We start from the raw sequence: 15,185 nt of genomic DNA, 5'->3' as shown, positions 1-15,185 counted from the left end.
CCGCTTAACAAAACAACAACAAGGTGCGCCTCTGCACCGCTCGGACAAGGACGCAATGATGACAGACACCCTGCTGGCCCTGGTGGCCTTCTCGCCGATCCTGGTGGCCGCCGTGCTGCTGGTCGGCCTCAACTGGCCCGCCAAGCGCGCCATGCCCGTCGCCTTTTTGTTGACCGTGTTCATTGCCCTGTGGGGCTGGCAGATGAGCCCGACCCGGGTCTTTGCCTCCACCCTGCAGGGGCTGGTGATCACGGTGACCGTGCTCTGGATCGTGTTCGGCGCCATCCTGATGCTCAACACCCTCAAACACACCGGCGCCATCAGCGCCATTCGCGGCGGCTTTACCAACATCTCGCCGGACCGGCGCATCCAGGCCATCATCATCGCCTGGTGCTTCGGCGCCTTTATCGAAGGGGCCTCCGGTTTTGGCACTCCGGCCGCCATCGCGGCGCCGCTGCTGGTGGCCATCGGCTTTCCGGCGCTGGCCGCCGTGCTGCTCGGCATGATGATCCAGTCCACCCCGGTGTCGTTCGGTGCGGTGGGCACCCCCATTCTGGTGGGGATCAACAAGGGGCTCGACAGTCAGGCCATCGGCCAGACCCTGAGCGCCGGCGGCAGCAGCTGGGAGGTCTACCTGCAACAGGTGACCACCAACGTGGCCCTCATTCACGCCACCGTCGGCACCCTGATGCCGGTGCTGATGGTGATGATGCTGACCCGCTTCTTCGGCCGCCATCGCAGCTGGACCGAGGGGCTGGCCATCCTGCCGTTTGCGATTTTCGCCGGGCTCGCCTTCACCGTCCCCTATGCCCTCACCGGCATGCTGCTCGGCCCCGAGTTCCCGTCCCTCATCGGCGGGCTGGTGGGGCTGGCCCTGGTGGTGACGGCGGCGCGCGCCGGTTTTCTGGTGCCAAAAACCAGCTGGGATTTCGCTCCCGAGCAGGAGTGGCCCGCCGAGTGGCTGGGTTCCCTCAAGCTCGATCTCAAAGAGGCCGCCGCCCGTCCCATGTCGCTGCTGCTGGCCTGGCTCCCCTATGTGGCGCTGGCCCTCTTGCTGGTGGCCAGCCGGGTGAGCCTGGAGTTCAAGGCCAGCCTGTTGTCGGTGAGCCTCGCCTTCACAGACCTTTTGGGGGAGAAGGGGGTCAGCGCCTCCATTGAGCCGCTCTACCTGCCGGGGGGCCTGCTGGTGCTCTGCGCCCTGCTCGCCACCTTGCTGCAGTCACGCTCCCTCGCCCCCTTCGGGCGGGCGTTGGGGGAGTCCAGCCGCACCCTGATCGGCGCCGGCTTCGTGCTGATCTTCACCGTGCCCATGGTGCGCATCTTCATCAACTCCGGTGTCAACGGGGCGGATCTTGCCAGCATGCCGGTGACCACCGCGAATTTTGCTGCCGGGCTGGTGGGGGAGTTCTTCCCGGCCCTGAGCGCCACCATAGGCGCGCTGGGGGCCTTTATCGCCGGCTCCAACACGGTGTCGAACATGATGTTCAGCCAGTTCCAGTTTGAAGTGGCGCAGACCCTCGGCGTCTCCACCGCCGCCATGCTGGCGCTGCAGGCCGTGGGTGCGGCCGCCGGCAACATGATTGCCATTCACAACGTGGTGGCGGCGTCGGCCACCGTGGGGCTGCTCGGCCGTGAGGGGGCGACGCTGCGCAAGACCGCGCTGCCGACCCTCTACTACCTGCTGGCCACCGGCCTTATCGGGCTGGCGCTCATGTACAGCTTCCACATCTCGGACGTCCTGCTGCAGTTGAAGTAAAGGAGAGCAAGTGATGAAGGTAATGCGGGTCTATCCGGCCAAGCCGGCCGATGTCTATCTCTACGCCACCTGTCTGGTGGACCTGTTCGACCCGGTGGCGGGGCTCGATGCCATCGCCCTGCTCGAGCGGGAAGGGATAAGGGTGCACTTTGTCGAGAAACAGACCTGCTGCGGGCAGCCGGCCTACACCTCGGGCCATGAAGAGGAGGCACGTCAGGTGGCGCAAAGCCAGATGGCGCTCTTCCCCGAGCCCTGGCCGGTGGTGGTGCTGTCGGGCTCCTGCGGCGGCATGATGCATCACCACTACCGCCGACTCTTCCCCGAGAGCTCCGAGGTGGCGGCGTTTTGCGAGCGGGTGTTCGAGCTCACCGAGTTTCTGGCCCAGGTCTGCCGGGTGCGCTGGCACGGGGTGGGGAGGGCGAGCATCGTCATGCACACCTCCTGCTCGGCCCGGCGCGAGATGCAGGTGTACAGTCGGGCCCGCGCCCTGCTGGGCCAGCTCGACGGGGTCACCTTGCATGAGCAGGCCTACGAGAGCGAGTGCTGCGGCTTTGGCGGCACCTTCTCGGTGCGTCATCCTCACATCAGCCAGGCCATGGTGGAGGACAAGACCCGCCACTTGCTGGCCACCGGCGCCGACACCCTGGTGAGCGCGGACTGGGGGTGCCTCTTGAACATCAAGGGCTCCCTGGCCTATCAGGGCAAGACACTGCCCGCCATGCACCTGGCCAGCTTCCTGCTCGCCCACAGCAAGCGGTTGTCAGAAAAAGAGGAGGCCCATCATGAGTGAGCACGCCAAGTATTCGCCACGCCGCTTCCATCCCCAGGCCGAGGCAGCCCTGGCCGACCCCGTGCTGCGCCAGAATTTTCGCGGCGCCATGGATTACCTGCGCGCCAAGCGCCGCGACGCCTTCGCCGATCCCGCCGAAGAAGCGGCGGTGCGCGATGCGGCGGAGCAAATTCGCCAGCGCTGCCTCTCGCGCCTGCCGGCGCTGCTGGAGCAGCTAGAAGCCAACTGCGAGCGCAACGGCATCAGGGTGCACTGGGCCCAGACGCCGGCTGAGGCCAACGCCATCATCCTCGGCATCGCCCAAAAACATGGGGTGAGCAGCATCGTCAAGGGCAAGTCCATGGTGAGTGAGGAGGTGGGGTTCAACCACGAGATGGCGCGCCACGGTATCCGCTGCCTTGAGAGCGACATGGGGGAGTTTATCGTCCAGCTCGACGGCGATACCCCGTCCCACATCATCATGCCCGCCATCCACAAGAACAAGCAGGAGGTGAGCGACACCTTCGCCGGCAATCTGGCGGATTTCACCCCCACCACCGACGTGGACGAGCTGATCCAGACCGGACGGCGGGCCCTGCGCGAAGAGTTTCGCCGCGCCGGCATGGGGCTGTCGGGGGTCAACTTCGCGGTGGCGGAGACTGGCAGCCTGTGCCTCGTCGAGAACGAGGGCAACGGGCGCATGTGCACTACTGTGCCGAAAGTCCACGTGGCCATCACCGGCATCGAGAAGGTGGTGGAATTTTTCAGCGACGTGCCACCCCTTTACAGCGCCCTGACCCGCTCGGCCACCGGCCAGGCCATCACCACCTACTTCAACGTCATCAGCGGCCCGCGCCGGGCAGGGGAGCTGGACGGCCCAGACGAGGTGCACCTGGTGCTGCTCGACAACGGCCGCAGCCAGGCTTACCGGGACGAGGAGCTGCGCAAGACCCTGCAGTGCATCCGCTGCGGCGCCTGCATGAATCACTGCCCGGTCTACACCCGCATCGGTGGTCACGCCTATGGCACCATCTATCCGGGTCCCATCGGCAAGATAGTCTCCCCCCATCTGCTGGGGCTGGAAAGCACCCAGGATCTGGTGACCGCATCGAGCCTGTGCGGTGCCTGCGGTGAGGTGTGCCCGGTGCGCATCCCCATTCCCGACCTGTTGCAGCGCCTGCGCCGGGAGGCCAAGCACGACACCCAGCCTGGCCACGAACCGCTGGCGGGGCAGGGGGCGGCCAAGAGCCGGCTCGAGACCCTCGCCATGCAGGGCTTTGCCTTTGCCGCCACCCACCCGCGCCTCTATCACGCCGCGACCGGTGTCGCTGGTCGCCTGCGGGGGCTGATGCCTAAACATCTGGGCCCCTGGACCCAGTGCCGCGAAGCCCCCCAACCCGCCCCCCAGAGCCTGCACACCCTGCTGCGCCAGAAGAAAAAGGAGTCCTGAGATGTCGAGCAAAGAGGCTATATTAAGCCGCCTGCGCGGCGCCGCCACCCCCATTGCCCACGTTCCCCATGGCTGGCAGCCCTGGCGCGGGGAGGATGAACAGGCGCGGCGCGAGCGCTTTGTTGCCGGGATCATCGCCAGCCACGCCGAGATCCTTACCGTCAAGGAGGCGACCCTTGCCCGGGATCTGGCCGCCTGGCTGGATGGGGAAGCAATAACGCATCTGGCCTGTGGCCAGGGCGGTCGCTGGCAGGCGGCGGTTGCGGCCGCCTGCGCCGGGCGATCTGTGCTGACTCCGGCGGGGGAGTTTGCTGGCTGGAAGGATGAGTTGTTCGACGTTTGTCAGGCGGGCATCACCCACTGCGCGGGGGCCATCGCCGACACCGGCACTCTGGTGTTGCTACCCGATGGCAGCGAGCCGCGCACCCTGTCCCTGGTGCCCCCCTGCCATATCGCCCTGCTGGCGGCCTCCACCATCGCCGACAACCTGGCGGGGCTGGTAGACGCCGGGCGCTGGCAGCAGGCCATGCCCACCAACCTGTTGCTGGTCTCCGGCCCCTCCAAGACCGCCGACATCCAGCAGACCCTGGCCTACGGCGCCCACGGCCCGAGCCGCCTCTTGGTAGTGCTGGTGGAGGATTGCTGATGCCCTGGAATGAATTTGACGCCGCCGTGCTCTCGCGCATTGCGCCGGAGCGGCTGGTGAGCGATCCTGATCTTCGGTTGGCCCACGGCACGGACGCCAGCTTCTACCGGCTGGTGCCCGAGCGCATCGTGCGCCTCGACTCCCTCGATGAAGTGCGCTTCGTGCTCGGGGTGTGCCGCGAATTGGGCCTGCCGTGCACTTTTCGCGCCGCCGGCACCAGCCTCTCGGGCCAGGCCCTGAGCGATTCGGTGCTCATCACCCTGACCGACAGCTGGCGCGGCCACCGCATTCTGGACGATGGCGCCCGCATCGCCCTGCAACCCGGGGTGATCGGCGCCGATGCCAACCGTTATCTGGCGCCTCTGGGCCGCAAGATTGGGCCGGATCCCGCCTCCATCAACGCCTGCAAGCTTGGCGGCATCGCCGCCAACAACGCGAGCGGCATGTGCTGCGGCACCGCCCACAACAGCTATCACACATTGCACGCCATGACCTTGCTGTTGGCCGATGGTACCGTGCTGGACAGTGGCGATCCCCACAGCCGCGCCGCCTTGGCGGCCAGGCGCCCGGAGCTGCTCACGGGGCTTGCAGCCCTGCGCGCCGAGGTGCTGGCGAACGCCGAGCTTGCCGCCAAGATCCGCCACAAGTACCGGCTCAAGAACACCACCGGCTACGCCATCAATGCCCTGCTCGACCATGAGGACCCCATCGATATCCTCACCCACCTGATGATCGGCTCGGAGGGGACCCTCGGCTTTATCGCCGAGGTGGTGCTCGACACCGTGCCGGAATACCCCCACAAGGCCTCGGCCCTGCTGGTGTTTCGGGACGCCGAGCAGGCGTGTCTGGCCACCTCGCTCCTGAAAAGCGCCCCGGTGGCGGCGGTGGAGCTGATGGATGGGCGATCCCTTCGCTCGGTGGCGGGCAAGCCCGGTCTGCCGGACTTTATCAAAACGCTGGATCTGGCTGCCTGCGCCCTGCTGATCGAAGTGCATGGGGAATCGAAAGAGGAGCTGGTGGATCGCTGCGAGCAGGTGATGGCCATGGCGGCCGAGTTCGTTCAGGTCGCCTCTGTGCCCTTTACCGGCGACAGTGCTGGGCTCTGGGCTATTCGCAAGGGGCTCTTCCCGGCGGTGGGGGCGGTGCGCACCACCGGTACCACCGTCATCATCGAGGATGTCGCTTTTCCCATCGAGCGTCTGGCCGAAGGGGTGGCGGGGTTGCAGCAACTGTTTGATCGCTTCGAATACGCTGAAGCCATCATCTTCGGCCACGCGCTGGAGGGGAACCTGCACTTCGTCTTTACCCAGGGGTTCGACGATCCGGCGCAGGTGGCCCGCTACGGCGCCTTTATGGATGCGGTAGCCGAGCTGGTCTCCGTGCGCTTTGGCGGCTCGCTCAAGGCCGAGCACGGCACTGGCCGCAACATGGCCCCCTATGTGGAGCTGGAATGGGGACCGGAGGGGATGGCGTTGATGCGCCGCATCAAGGCGCTGCTGGACCCCGATGGCCTGCTCAATCCCGGCGTCATCATCAACGATGACCCCAACGCCCACCTGGCCCACCTCAAGCCCATGCCGGCGAGCGATGCCATCGTCGAGCCGTGCATCGAGTGCGGCTTTTGCGAGGCGGTCTGCCCCTCGCGCACCCTGTCGCTGTCGCCGCGCCAGCGCATCGTGCTCTATCGCGAACTGGCCCGCCGCAATCGTGCCGATGAGCCATCCAACCAGCTGGCCCGGCTGTTTGACTATCAGGGCATCGACACCTGCGCCGCGACCGGGCTCTGCGCCGATCGCTGCCCGGTCGGCATCAACACCGGAGCGCTCATCAAGAAGCTGCGCACTGAAAAGTACCGGCGCTTCGTGCCCATTGCCCGCTGGAGCGCCGATCACTTCGTCGGCGTTACCCGCACCGCCCGTGGGGCCCTCGGCCTCAAAGGGATTGCCGGCAAGCTGCTGGGAGAAAAAGCGTTGGCAGGATTGGTGAACGGGGTTCGCCATCTGAGCGGCCAGCGCACGCCCGCCTGGCTGCCAACCCTGCCGGGGCCGAGCCGCTATCGGTGGCTGTCAGGGGAGGGGAGCCATGACGGACCCAGCGAGCGCGCAGTAGTCTATCTGCCGTCCTGCGCCAGCCGGGTATTCGGCCAGCAGGAGGATGCCCCGTCACTGCCGGACGTGGTGTTATCCCTGCTCAAGAAGGCAGGCTGCCGGGTCATCGTGCCGGCGAGGGTTGAGGGGCTCTGCTGCGGCATGCCCTATGACAGCAAGGGGATGGTCGAGGTGGCTGCCGCCAAGCGTACTGAGCTGGCCGAGGCGTTGTGGCAGGCAAGCGAGCAGGGGCGCTGGCCCGTGCTGCTCGATACCAGCCCCTGCGTGCAGCGACTGTTCTCGGGGGCGCTCGGCAAGGGCCTTCGGGTGTTCGAGCCCTCCGCCTTTGTGCTGGAACACCTGCTGCCCCACCTTGAGCTGACCCCCATCGATGAGACCGTCATGCTCCATATCACCTGCAGCAGTCGGCGCATGGGGCTCGGGGAAACCATGCTGGCGGTAGCCCGCGCCTGCGCCCGCGAGGTGATCGTGCCTGAGCATATCCAGTGCTGCGGCTTTGCCGGCGACAAGGGGTTGATGACCCCGGAGCTCAACGCCGCGGCGCTTGCCAGCCTGCCCGCCCAGGTTCCCAACGATTGCCGTCAGGGTTTCAGCAACAGCCGCACCTGTGAAATGGGGCTCAGCCAGCACGCCGGCATTCCCTATCACAGCATCCTCTATCTGGTGGATCAGGCGGCGAGATAGGAAAACTAAACGGCAGGATAACTATCCTGCCGTTTTCAATCGGAATATGGAAAATAATGGTTCGCGAATTCAACTTCGAAGTGCGACGCCCATCTTTGCATCGCTGCTTCAAACATGAAAAGGCCAAGGTTGGTCAGACCATGGCCATCTTGGGGGGAATTAATGCTGGGCAGCAGCGATTCAGCGGTCAGATGCCGGAGCATCATGGGGTTGATGCATTAAAATGAACTCACGCCACTCTGGCTCAAGATCCAAAGCAGACTGCCTTTCTTGGCTCAATGACAGCCAGAACGGTAACCATAAATGTGTCCACCAATACTCAATGTCTCCTTGCAAAGAGCCCAAGCCTTCGGGAGCAATCCATGGGAATGAGTCTGCTGGAAGTGGTGGCTCTATCCTTGTTTGCTGGATAGCTTCTAGTACATCCAGGTCATCACTGGCAAACGAAACTATCGTTCCAGCAAAAGAAGGATGCTGAAAAAGCATGACTTTCTTGCTTGAGGGATCCCCTGAGTGATTTATAACCTGCGTATTGAGCTCAGGACTCACCTTATATCCAGCTTGAGCCAGGGTTTGAAAGAGCAACGTCAGACTATCTTCTGAAACGAGGAAGCGAACGAGATAAGCTTCAATGGAAGGGGCTGGTGGTAGTGGCGCCGGGTAGCCAGTGTAGGCTTTCTCTGGTGCGTTGAGATAACCCGAACCTTTGAACACTTCTTTTATATCAGGAGAGCTTTTCTCCTGCTTTCTCCCAAGCAAGTGGCTCAAGACGCCCATAATCTTAGTTTTCATAGATGTGATCTGCTATCCAGTCGGCACCATAGTATCCAGCAGCACCAGCAACAATACCACCCACCAAGCCAGTGATTATTGCCTCTGGGCCAGTCTCGATGCCCTGAGCCGAATTCTTGGGCCCCACATATATACCCTTCACTTCTGGCTCGTCATCCTGCGCCGATAGCCGTGTCTGAACAATAGGCTTGCGATATCACAGTAAACTGTTTCTCGCTCGGTGTACCCTTGCTTCAAGGATCTACGCAACACCTATCCGATTATGACTACAGCCGGCTCAGAAAGGTGGGTGCCCTAGATTCTGTTTTAAGAATTCATTTTTCAAACATTGACACATCTTTTATTATCTGATGAATCTCTTCATATGATTCATACCAAATTATTGTAACGCCCAATTCTTTCATTAGTTCTTCATTTAATGCATGATGGCTAATTAGAAACTTTTCTGCTGCATCTTTATTTTTTACAGCAGCTATTTCTTCGCCGCTTTCTTTGTCTTTTTCAATACAGAAGCTCTCCGGAGAGAGTCTTTTCATAAATGCAAAATGCTTGCTTTGCTCGATATTTCTAGATGAAATGTCGAGTAGTCTTCGAAGGTTAGGGTCTGTCATAGATAAACCAACCATTAGACAATTGCTTTCTCTAAAGGAGTTCAGCTGAATAAGATTTGACCAGTGATATGAATCGGAATATATCTGATGGTATCCTTCCTCTGAAAATACGAGTGTGGAGTCATCTAATCCTTCATATGACTTTCTATCTTCAGGTAAAAATCCATGAACGTGGTAAATCGGTAGTTCATCTGGATCATAGCTTTCTTTATCTGTGTAAATGCAGCGATAATGTATGGTGTTCTTTTTCAACTGACGTTCTAGTAGATCATCAAAGTTATATGTAACAACTGACTTAACTTTGGCCCCAGTTCTACGTGGTAAACACATAGAGGCTATTGATTTTATCAAGTCAGAGTCAATTATATAATCTTCATTCCGAAGCTTATATAGATTACTTGTAACTGCTAGAATAAAATCTTTAGCCTTTACATCACTCTTTGATAATCCTTTGCGTAAATAACGGGCAGCCATAAGGGCTGACGGTTCATCAACAGTATTTAGACGGTTAACTAGAACACCAATATCTTGCTCTCCTATTTCAATATCATTATCAAATTCTTTAGCCAAATACGTGACAAATAATGAGTTCAGTAAAGTGTTCCAATCAGGCATTCCTGCACTGCTAGATACACCTGCACCTAAAAATAGGGAAAACTGTCCTTTATTATAGCTTGCTTTCAACTTATTAATTATATCTCTACGCTCTGTCCTCCATTCCTTCGGTGATTTTGAAATGGCCGATGCTAATCGTAAAGAAAATAAATTGCTTGAAATTTTATTTACGATTTTTTGATTTTTATTAACAATTCTCTTTAATTCATCTGGCCCCCATATTTTTACTGAAAAAGGCAAATTTATGCTGCTTATATAAGCTTCTATTCTTTTCATTATCACATTTTGGATGGGTCTGGCTGTTATAATGAGAAGTGTATTGAATGGTGTTTCAATGAACTGGCTTGATGACTTTGCTATGATTTTTTCAGTTATGTTATGGTAGGAGCCAGACGCCAAATTTAATTTTATTCCTATTAGTGTTGGGCCCTCGAAGTTATCAAATCCTGAAGGGGCGAAACCATCTCCAAATGTATTTTTTTTCATTGGGTATAATAAATTCCCTGCCTTGTTCCTTGAGGTGATTTCTAAATAGCTCCTGAATGAATGCCTCAAAGTCGTAATAGCTCTTCGGACCACCTGAATCTAAGCTTGAAATAATGTCGTCAATATTCACTTATCTTGAGCACTTCTAATGTAATGGGGTGTCTTTGGTATTTAAGTTTTTATGCCAATATATATGATTCATAGGTGTGGATATATTGATTCTTCTTGATTTTCTGATACCAATTTTCACTGGTATTCATTTTTTTATATCACCTATCGGCAAACAAGATAGCTACCGCACAGAGTTACAGCTCCCTGCATGCTGTTTTTAACCGAATTGAGGAGGGATAGATCATGGGCTGAACTCGGTTGCCTTTTGGCTCTGAGGACCGGATGAGTAGCCTATCAAAGGCTGACCGTTCCTGTTGAGTAAAAACACAGCCGATCCGTGGGATTTGAATGAAATCTTGATAGCGGTCAGATTTTGACGTGGAAAGGTCGAGAGAAACGGGGGGAGGGGAGATGGCTTCTCTTCTGGTTGCTGCTCCGCCCGGTCAACAAAGTCATGTGTTATCTCTTGTTCATCAATGCCTTGTAACAGCTGGTTACAGATCTTGCGTCGACCGGCGAACCCTTCCTCCAGTAAATTCATCGGCGATTGAATGACCTCACATAACAAAGCAATCGCAAGGAACAAGAGTCATGAGAATGCACCACAAAGCCATGCTGGCCATCGCCTGCACCGGCGCCCTGTCCGCCTGCGACAGCGAGAAGGCGGCCAACAGCATCGCCAAGCGCGCGCCACTGCCGTTGCCCGATGCCGGCGTCTATGAGGCAAACCTGCTCAGCCGCGATGGCGATCAGGGGCCGCTGAAGATGATCAAGGGGCTGGAAGGGTTGGCGCTGGTCTACCCCAAGGGGGATGGCGAGCAGCGCTGGGGCGTCTGGGTCGAGAACGACGGCAAGTCGATTACCTCTTCGCAATGGATGGGGCAGGCGGCCCAGAAGGAGAACAAGGATGGCATCTATCCAGTGCTGCTGGAGCGCACCTCGGTGCGGGGCAAGTGGCTCGATGCCCAGAGCAACGACCACAACCTCATCAGCTTTCAAGACAAGGCGGTAACCGATCTGGCTGGTAAGGAGGTCAAGCGCTGGGCCTTTGACTTCAGCCGTACCGGCACCCAGTTCCGGGATCCGGATCAGAGCACCGCCCTCTATCGCGATTGGAGCGGCCACCTTGCCGTGAGCAAGCTTGCCACCCGGACGATCACCAACGACAGCTGGCGGGTGGCAGAGGACGCCGGCTTTGGCGATGCCATGGTTGGGCTGATCCGCAGCACCAACAATGTCGGCTCCCTGACTCTGGAGATCGAATTTCCCAAGGCGGGCTGTACCCTGACCGGCAAGGGCAATGCAGAGTCTGGCAAGGGGCTCAGCAAGCTTAACCTGAGCGGGTTTGGCAAGTGCAGCTTCAAGGCGTCAAGCGATCTCAGCCCGCTTGAGAACAAGTGGATGCTGGGTCTGGCCAAGGCCAAAGAGGGGGCAACGGCCTATGTCGCCGCATTCGAGATGCCGGATACCCGCAAGACGACCCTGGTGGTGGGCTTCCCCGAACAGCACGGTCTGATGATGGTGGGCGAGAAGCAGCCCTGATCCCGTTTTGATATCCCGCCCCAGCACTGCGTTGTTACCCCGGCCTAGCCGGGGTTTTTGATGGCGGGTGGGCTGCCATTAGAGGGGGGAATTGGGCAAGGCTCAGTACCCCGTCATCTCCAGATAGCCAACACCGCTGGCGTCTCCCGAGACGGACACCGCCCCTTCCCAGTAGTCAAAGCGCCCCGTCATGGCCTGATCGGGCTGTCGAGCCTGAATGCGGAGGTTGATATCCCCGGCCTTAAGCTGCCACTCGATGGGGTAGTCTTGCCCCTTGGGGCCGCGCCAGGTCTTGCCGGGGGTGAGGCGGATCTGCGCAGGATCCAGCACCCGGCTGCTGCCGTCTCGTTCAATCAGGATGCCGTAGCGGTTCTCCGGCTCAGTGCGTCCTGCCTTGGTGCGCAGGCGAAACAGCATCAGCTCGCGGCCATCTGCAAATTGCAGCGAAAACCAGTCCCAGCCCGATTGCCACTCGGCCAATACCGAGCTGCTCCACTCGTGATCAAACCAGCCCTCACCGCTGACGTGGCGGGTCTCGCCATCCAGGGTCAAGGTGCCGCTGATGGTCAGGCGCGGGTAGGAGTAGTAAAAGGAGGCGTTGCCCGGGCTCTTCTCGCTGTAACCCTGTTTGCCCTGCAGCACCACGGGCTTGGCGGCACTCACCTGCAAATCAAGATCCCCCGCCTTGCTCTGCACCTTGAGGGTGGCGGGAAAAAGCGCCTCCCCTTGAGAGGCCAGCACCCACTCTTTGAGCCAATACTGACCGCCGCTGGCACCGGCGAGCCCTGGCCCCTGGCGGCTGGTGCGCTCGTCCTGCTGGTGGCTGCCTTTGCTCACATCCGTGATGGCGAACTGGGCCAGCCAGAGCTGGGGCGTGAGCCAGGGGTTGTCGGATGTTATCTCCTGCTCGATGCCTTGGCGAAACAGGGTCCACTGCATGCCATAGCCGCGCCCTTGCTCATCTTTCAGGTTGCCGGTGAGATACCACCACTCGGAGCGGTAGTCGGGGTGGGCACCGTGATCCGTGGGCAGGTTGATGGACTGACCCGGTAGGGCTTTTCTGAAGTGATCGTTGCCGCCGCCAAGGATGGCGCCCAGATCGTTGGCGCTGATCCCGGTGCCATAAAGGGTGCAGATCAGCGCCAGTGGCCAGATGATTGTTTTCATACCACTCTCCTTGCGGCGTACCAGGAGGCGAGCGCGCCACAGACGGGGGCGAGCAGGAGCGCAGTGACGGCGTGCAGGGGGGCGGCCTCGAAGGCCAGCCGCCAGCCGAAGGCGCGGGGGTTGACCACCTCAATCAGCACCCAGGCAAGGCCATAGCCCACCGGCAGGGCCAGCAGTGCGGTGAGCAGCCCCAATCCCGCCCCCTGCCACACCAGCAACCGGCGGCAGTGGCGCGGGCTCAGGCCAAGGCTCTGCAGGGTCTGCAACTCGCCGCGCCGGGCCAGCCCCAGCACCATGAAGGCCGAGCCGATGCCGACGAAGGCGATCCCTAGGATCAGCAACTTCAATAGCTCGGTCACCACGAAGGTCTGATCGAACACCTTCAGCGCCGCGGCGTGGATGGCGGGGGCGGGCAACAGGTTCACCCGCTCGCCAAACTGGGCCCGCAGGCGATCGGCGAGGCGATCAACGTGCTTGCTGAAGAGGGCCAGGGATTGCACCTTGCCCCCTTCGAAGGCGTGCAGTATCTGCCCCTTGTCGCTGCCGTAATCCTGATAGACGCCGGTGACGGTGAGCGTGCGTGGCCCCTGCTCGCCACTCACCTCGAGGCGCTGGCTCACCTTGACCCCGAGGCGCACCGTCAGCGGTTCGCTCGCCAGCACCTCGTCGAGGGTGGCGGGCCAGCGTCCGGCCAGCAGCGGATAGGCGGCTTTGAGCTCGGGAATAAAGTCCATCTGCGCCCACTCGATAGGCTGCTCCTGCCAGCGGGCCGGGTGCACCGAGCGGCGCGAGGCGGCCCGCACGTCCGGCGCGGCGAGGATGGTGTTGAGGGTATGCTCGCTCAGGGCGCCCTTGCTGCCGGCCACCCCCCTGGGGGCGGTGACGTAGAGATCGGCGGCCAGGCGCTGGCCGAGCCAGATCTCCACGCTCGAGCGAAAGCTCGACACCATGACCCCGATGCCGATGGCCGCCGCGATGGCCAGTTGCAGCGCCATCACCGCGATGGCGGTGCGATCCAGGTGATAGAGGGTTTCGGCCACCCCGAGCCGGGCGCTGAGGGAGCCGCGCTCGCGTCGGCGCAGCCGGCCCAGCACGGCGCGCAGCACATCGGGCAGGGCGAGCGCCATGGCCAGCAGCCAGCCACCGGCCACGAAGAGGGCGCCGCCCAGCCCGGTTTCTGGCCGCCACAGACACAGGGCGCAGAGCAGCAGGATGGTGATGGCGAGCCCCCGACGTTGCCAGGGGTGAGCCGGCGGGCGGCTGTTGCCCTCTCGCAGTTCTAGAGGGGATTGGCGCAGCAGTTGCCACCAGCCGGGCAGGTTGGCAGCCAGCGTGCCCAGCAGGCCGATCACCAGCGCCTTGCCAAGGCTGGTGGGGGAGAGGCGCAGCAGATCGATGGGGTTGGGGCCATAGAGATCGGCCAGCGCCTGGGTGAGTTGCCCCATCAGGGCGAGGGCCAACAGGCTCCCCAGCAGCAGCCCGAACAGGGTGCCGATGCTGGCGAGGATCAGGATCTCCAGGGTCAGCCAGCGCAGCAGCCGGCGCGGCGGCATGCCGAGGATGATGAGCTGGGCCAGCTGGGGGCGGCGCACGCTCTGCACGAAGCGCTGGGCGTTGAACACCAAAAACAATCCCACCGCCATGGCAAGCAGGGAGAGGGCAGTGAGGTTCAGAGCCAGCGCATCGCCGAGCTGGCTGGCATCGAGCGCCGGGCTGATGGGCTCAAGCCAGAGGGGCTGATGGGGGGCATAGGATTGCAGGGCAGCCTGCAAGGCTCTTTGCAAGGTATTGGCCTCGTCCTCGCTGAGCTTGAAGACGATGCGATCGAGCCGCCCTTCCTTGCCCAGCAGCGGCTGGGCGAGGCCGATGTCGGTCACCAGCAGCCGCTCCATGGGCACGGCGCCGGGCTCGAAGGTGCCGGCCAGAGTGAGGGTCAGCGGGCGGGGCGGCGCCCCTTCAGCGCCACCCAGCACGAAGCGCCGGCTCTGGCCTGTTTGCCAGCCAAGGCGCTTGGCCTCGGGAGCGGCCAGCCAGACGCTGTCGGCGCGGGTGAGGGAAAAGGTGGGCTCTGTGTCCGGCGCGGCGCCAAACAGCCGGCGCAGGGGGCCTGGGTTGAACAGATCCATCCCCAGCAGCTGAAAACTGCGCCCCTGTTCGTCCTGCAGCCAGCCGTGCAGCTGGGGCATGGCGTCGAGGTTCGGCTGGCTGCGCACCAGCGTCACATAGAGCTGCTCGTCCAGCCCGCCGTCCGGCGCCAGCCGGTAGTTTGCTTCCCCCGCCAGCTGGCTGCGGGCGGTGACGAAGTTGGTGCGGGCGCTGTGGTTCAAGAGCTCGATGGCCACCACCAGAGAGACCCCGAGGGTGAGCCCGACCAGGCTCATCAGCAGCAGCCAGGGGTGGGCGCGATAGAGGCGCAGCAGCGCTTTGAGCGGCAGCGGCAGCATCACT

10 protein-coding genes are annotated in these 15,185 nt (G+C 61.1%); 6 read left to right on the top strand and 4 right to left on the bottom strand.

The features are described 5' to 3' along the window. Positions 1–58 precede the first annotated feature (58 nt). From ACPW75_RS10200 to ACPW75_RS10180, 5 genes are read left to right on the top strand one after another with little or no spacing between them, the layout of a single operon-like run. Complete coding sequence (locus ACPW75_RS10200) at positions 59–1,756, top strand: L-lactate permease (protein WP_077096423.1); 1,698 nt, start codon at positions 59–61, stop codon at positions 1,754–1,756. Between the two features lie 13 nt (positions 1,757–1,769). Next, positions 1,770–2,546 carry a (Fe-S)-binding protein gene (locus ACPW75_RS10195; RefSeq protein WP_077096422.1) on the top strand — a complete coding sequence of 259 codons (777 nt, stop codon included), beginning with the start codon at positions 1,770–1,772 and terminating at the stop codon, positions 2,544–2,546. Continuing rightward, a complete protein-coding gene (locus tag ACPW75_RS10190) occupies positions 2,539–3,975 on the top strand; it encodes a LutB/LldF family L-lactate oxidation iron-sulfur protein (RefSeq protein WP_252410731.1) in 1,437 nt (478 codons plus the stop codon). The genes ACPW75_RS10195 and ACPW75_RS10190 overlap by 8 nt, the downstream gene beginning before the upstream one ends. Position 3,976: 1 nt before the next feature. Beyond that, a complete protein-coding gene (locus tag ACPW75_RS10185; protein ID WP_077096862.1) occupies positions 3,977–4,621 on the top strand; it encodes a LutC/YkgG family protein in 645 nt (214 codons plus the stop codon). After that, a complete protein-coding gene (locus ACPW75_RS10180) occupies positions 4,621–7,413 on the top strand; it encodes an FAD-binding and (Fe-S)-binding domain-containing protein (RefSeq protein ID WP_077096864.1) in 2,793 nt (930 codons plus the stop codon). The genes ACPW75_RS10185 and ACPW75_RS10180 overlap by 1 nt, the downstream gene beginning before the upstream one ends. A 180-nt stretch (positions 7,414–7,593) precedes the next feature. On the opposite strand, the gene ACPW75_RS10175 is transcribed toward ACPW75_RS10180, so the two are convergent. Together ACPW75_RS10175 and ACPW75_RS10170 are read right to left on the bottom strand one after the other, a co-directional pair. After that, complete coding sequence (locus ACPW75_RS10175; RefSeq protein ID WP_077096866.1) at positions 7,594–8,205, bottom strand: hypothetical protein; 612 nt, start codon at positions 8,203–8,205, stop codon at positions 7,594–7,596. 314 nt (positions 8,206–8,519) lie between these two features. Then, positions 8,520–9,917 (bottom strand): SIR2 family protein, encoded by a 1,398-nt coding sequence (locus ACPW75_RS10170; RefSeq protein WP_218668672.1) that lies wholly within the window; start codon positions 9,915–9,917, stop codon positions 8,520–8,522. 708 nt (positions 9,918–10,625) lie between these two features. Between ACPW75_RS10170 and ACPW75_RS10165 the strand changes: the two genes are divergently transcribed. Then, positions 10,626–11,570 carry a hypothetical protein gene (locus ACPW75_RS10165; protein ID WP_077096868.1) on the top strand — a complete coding sequence of 315 codons (945 nt, stop codon included), beginning with the start codon at positions 10,626–10,628 and terminating at the stop codon, positions 11,568–11,570. Positions 11,571–11,672: 102 nt separating this feature from the next. On the opposite strand, the gene ACPW75_RS10160 is transcribed toward ACPW75_RS10165, so the two are convergent. Then, positions 11,673–12,737, bottom strand: a complete 1,065-nt coding sequence (locus ACPW75_RS10160) for a lipocalin-like domain-containing protein (protein ID WP_143239007.1) — start codon at positions 12,735–12,737, stop codon at positions 11,673–11,675. Further along, positions 12,734–15,181 carry an FtsX-like permease family protein gene (locus ACPW75_RS10155; RefSeq protein ID WP_077096872.1) on the bottom strand — a complete coding sequence of 816 codons (2,448 nt, stop codon included), beginning with the start codon at positions 15,179–15,181 and terminating at the stop codon, positions 12,734–12,736. Before ACPW75_RS10155 ends, ACPW75_RS10160 begins: the two co-directional genes overlap by 4 nt. Between the last annotated feature and the right edge of the window lie 4 nt (positions 15,182–15,185).

Origin of the sequence: Aeromonas sp. FL131, assembly GCF_049860615.1 — a bacterium.
In the GTDB taxonomy this organism is placed as follows: Bacteria; Pseudomonadota; Gammaproteobacteria; order Enterobacterales; family Aeromonadaceae; genus Aeromonas; species Aeromonas hydrophila.
Note: the sequence above shows the minus strand (reverse complement) of the source record. Positions and strands in the feature narration are given on the sequence as shown.

Bases quoted from the DNA above. Each gene is read 5' to 3' on its own strand.
- ACPW75_RS10200 (WP_077096423.1), top strand. From the start codon at position 59: ATGACAGACACCCTGCTGGCCCTGGTGGCCTTCTCGCCGATCCTGGTG.
- ACPW75_RS10195 (WP_077096422.1), top strand. From the start codon at position 1,770: ATGAAGGTAATGCGGGTCTATCCGGCCAAGCCGGCCGATGTCTATCTC.
- ACPW75_RS10190 (WP_252410731.1), top strand. From the start codon at position 2,539: ATGAGTGAGCACGCCAAGTATTCGCCACGCCGCTTCCATCCCCAGGCC.
- ACPW75_RS10185 (WP_077096862.1), top strand. From the start codon at position 3,977: ATGTCGAGCAAAGAGGCTATATTAAGCCGCCTGCGCGGCGCCGCCACC.
- ACPW75_RS10180 (WP_077096864.1), top strand. From the start codon at position 4,621: ATGCCCTGGAATGAATTTGACGCCGCCGTGCTCTCGCGCATTGCGCCG.
- ACPW75_RS10175 (WP_077096866.1), bottom strand. From the start codon at position 8,205: ATGAAAACTAAGATTATGGGCGTCTTGAGCCACTTGCTTGGGAGAAAG.
- ACPW75_RS10170 (WP_218668672.1), bottom strand. From the start codon at position 9,917: ATGAAAAAAAATACATTTGGAGATGGTTTCGCCCCTTCAGGATTTGAT.
- ACPW75_RS10165 (WP_077096868.1), top strand. From the start codon at position 10,626: ATGCACCACAAAGCCATGCTGGCCATCGCCTGCACCGGCGCCCTGTCC.
- ACPW75_RS10160 (WP_143239007.1), bottom strand. From the start codon at position 12,737: ATGAAAACAATCATCTGGCCACTGGCGCTGATCTGCACCCTTTATGGC.
- ACPW75_RS10155 (WP_077096872.1), bottom strand. From the start codon at position 15,181: ATGCTGCCGCTGCCGCTCAAAGCGCTGCTGCGCCTCTATCGCGCCCAC.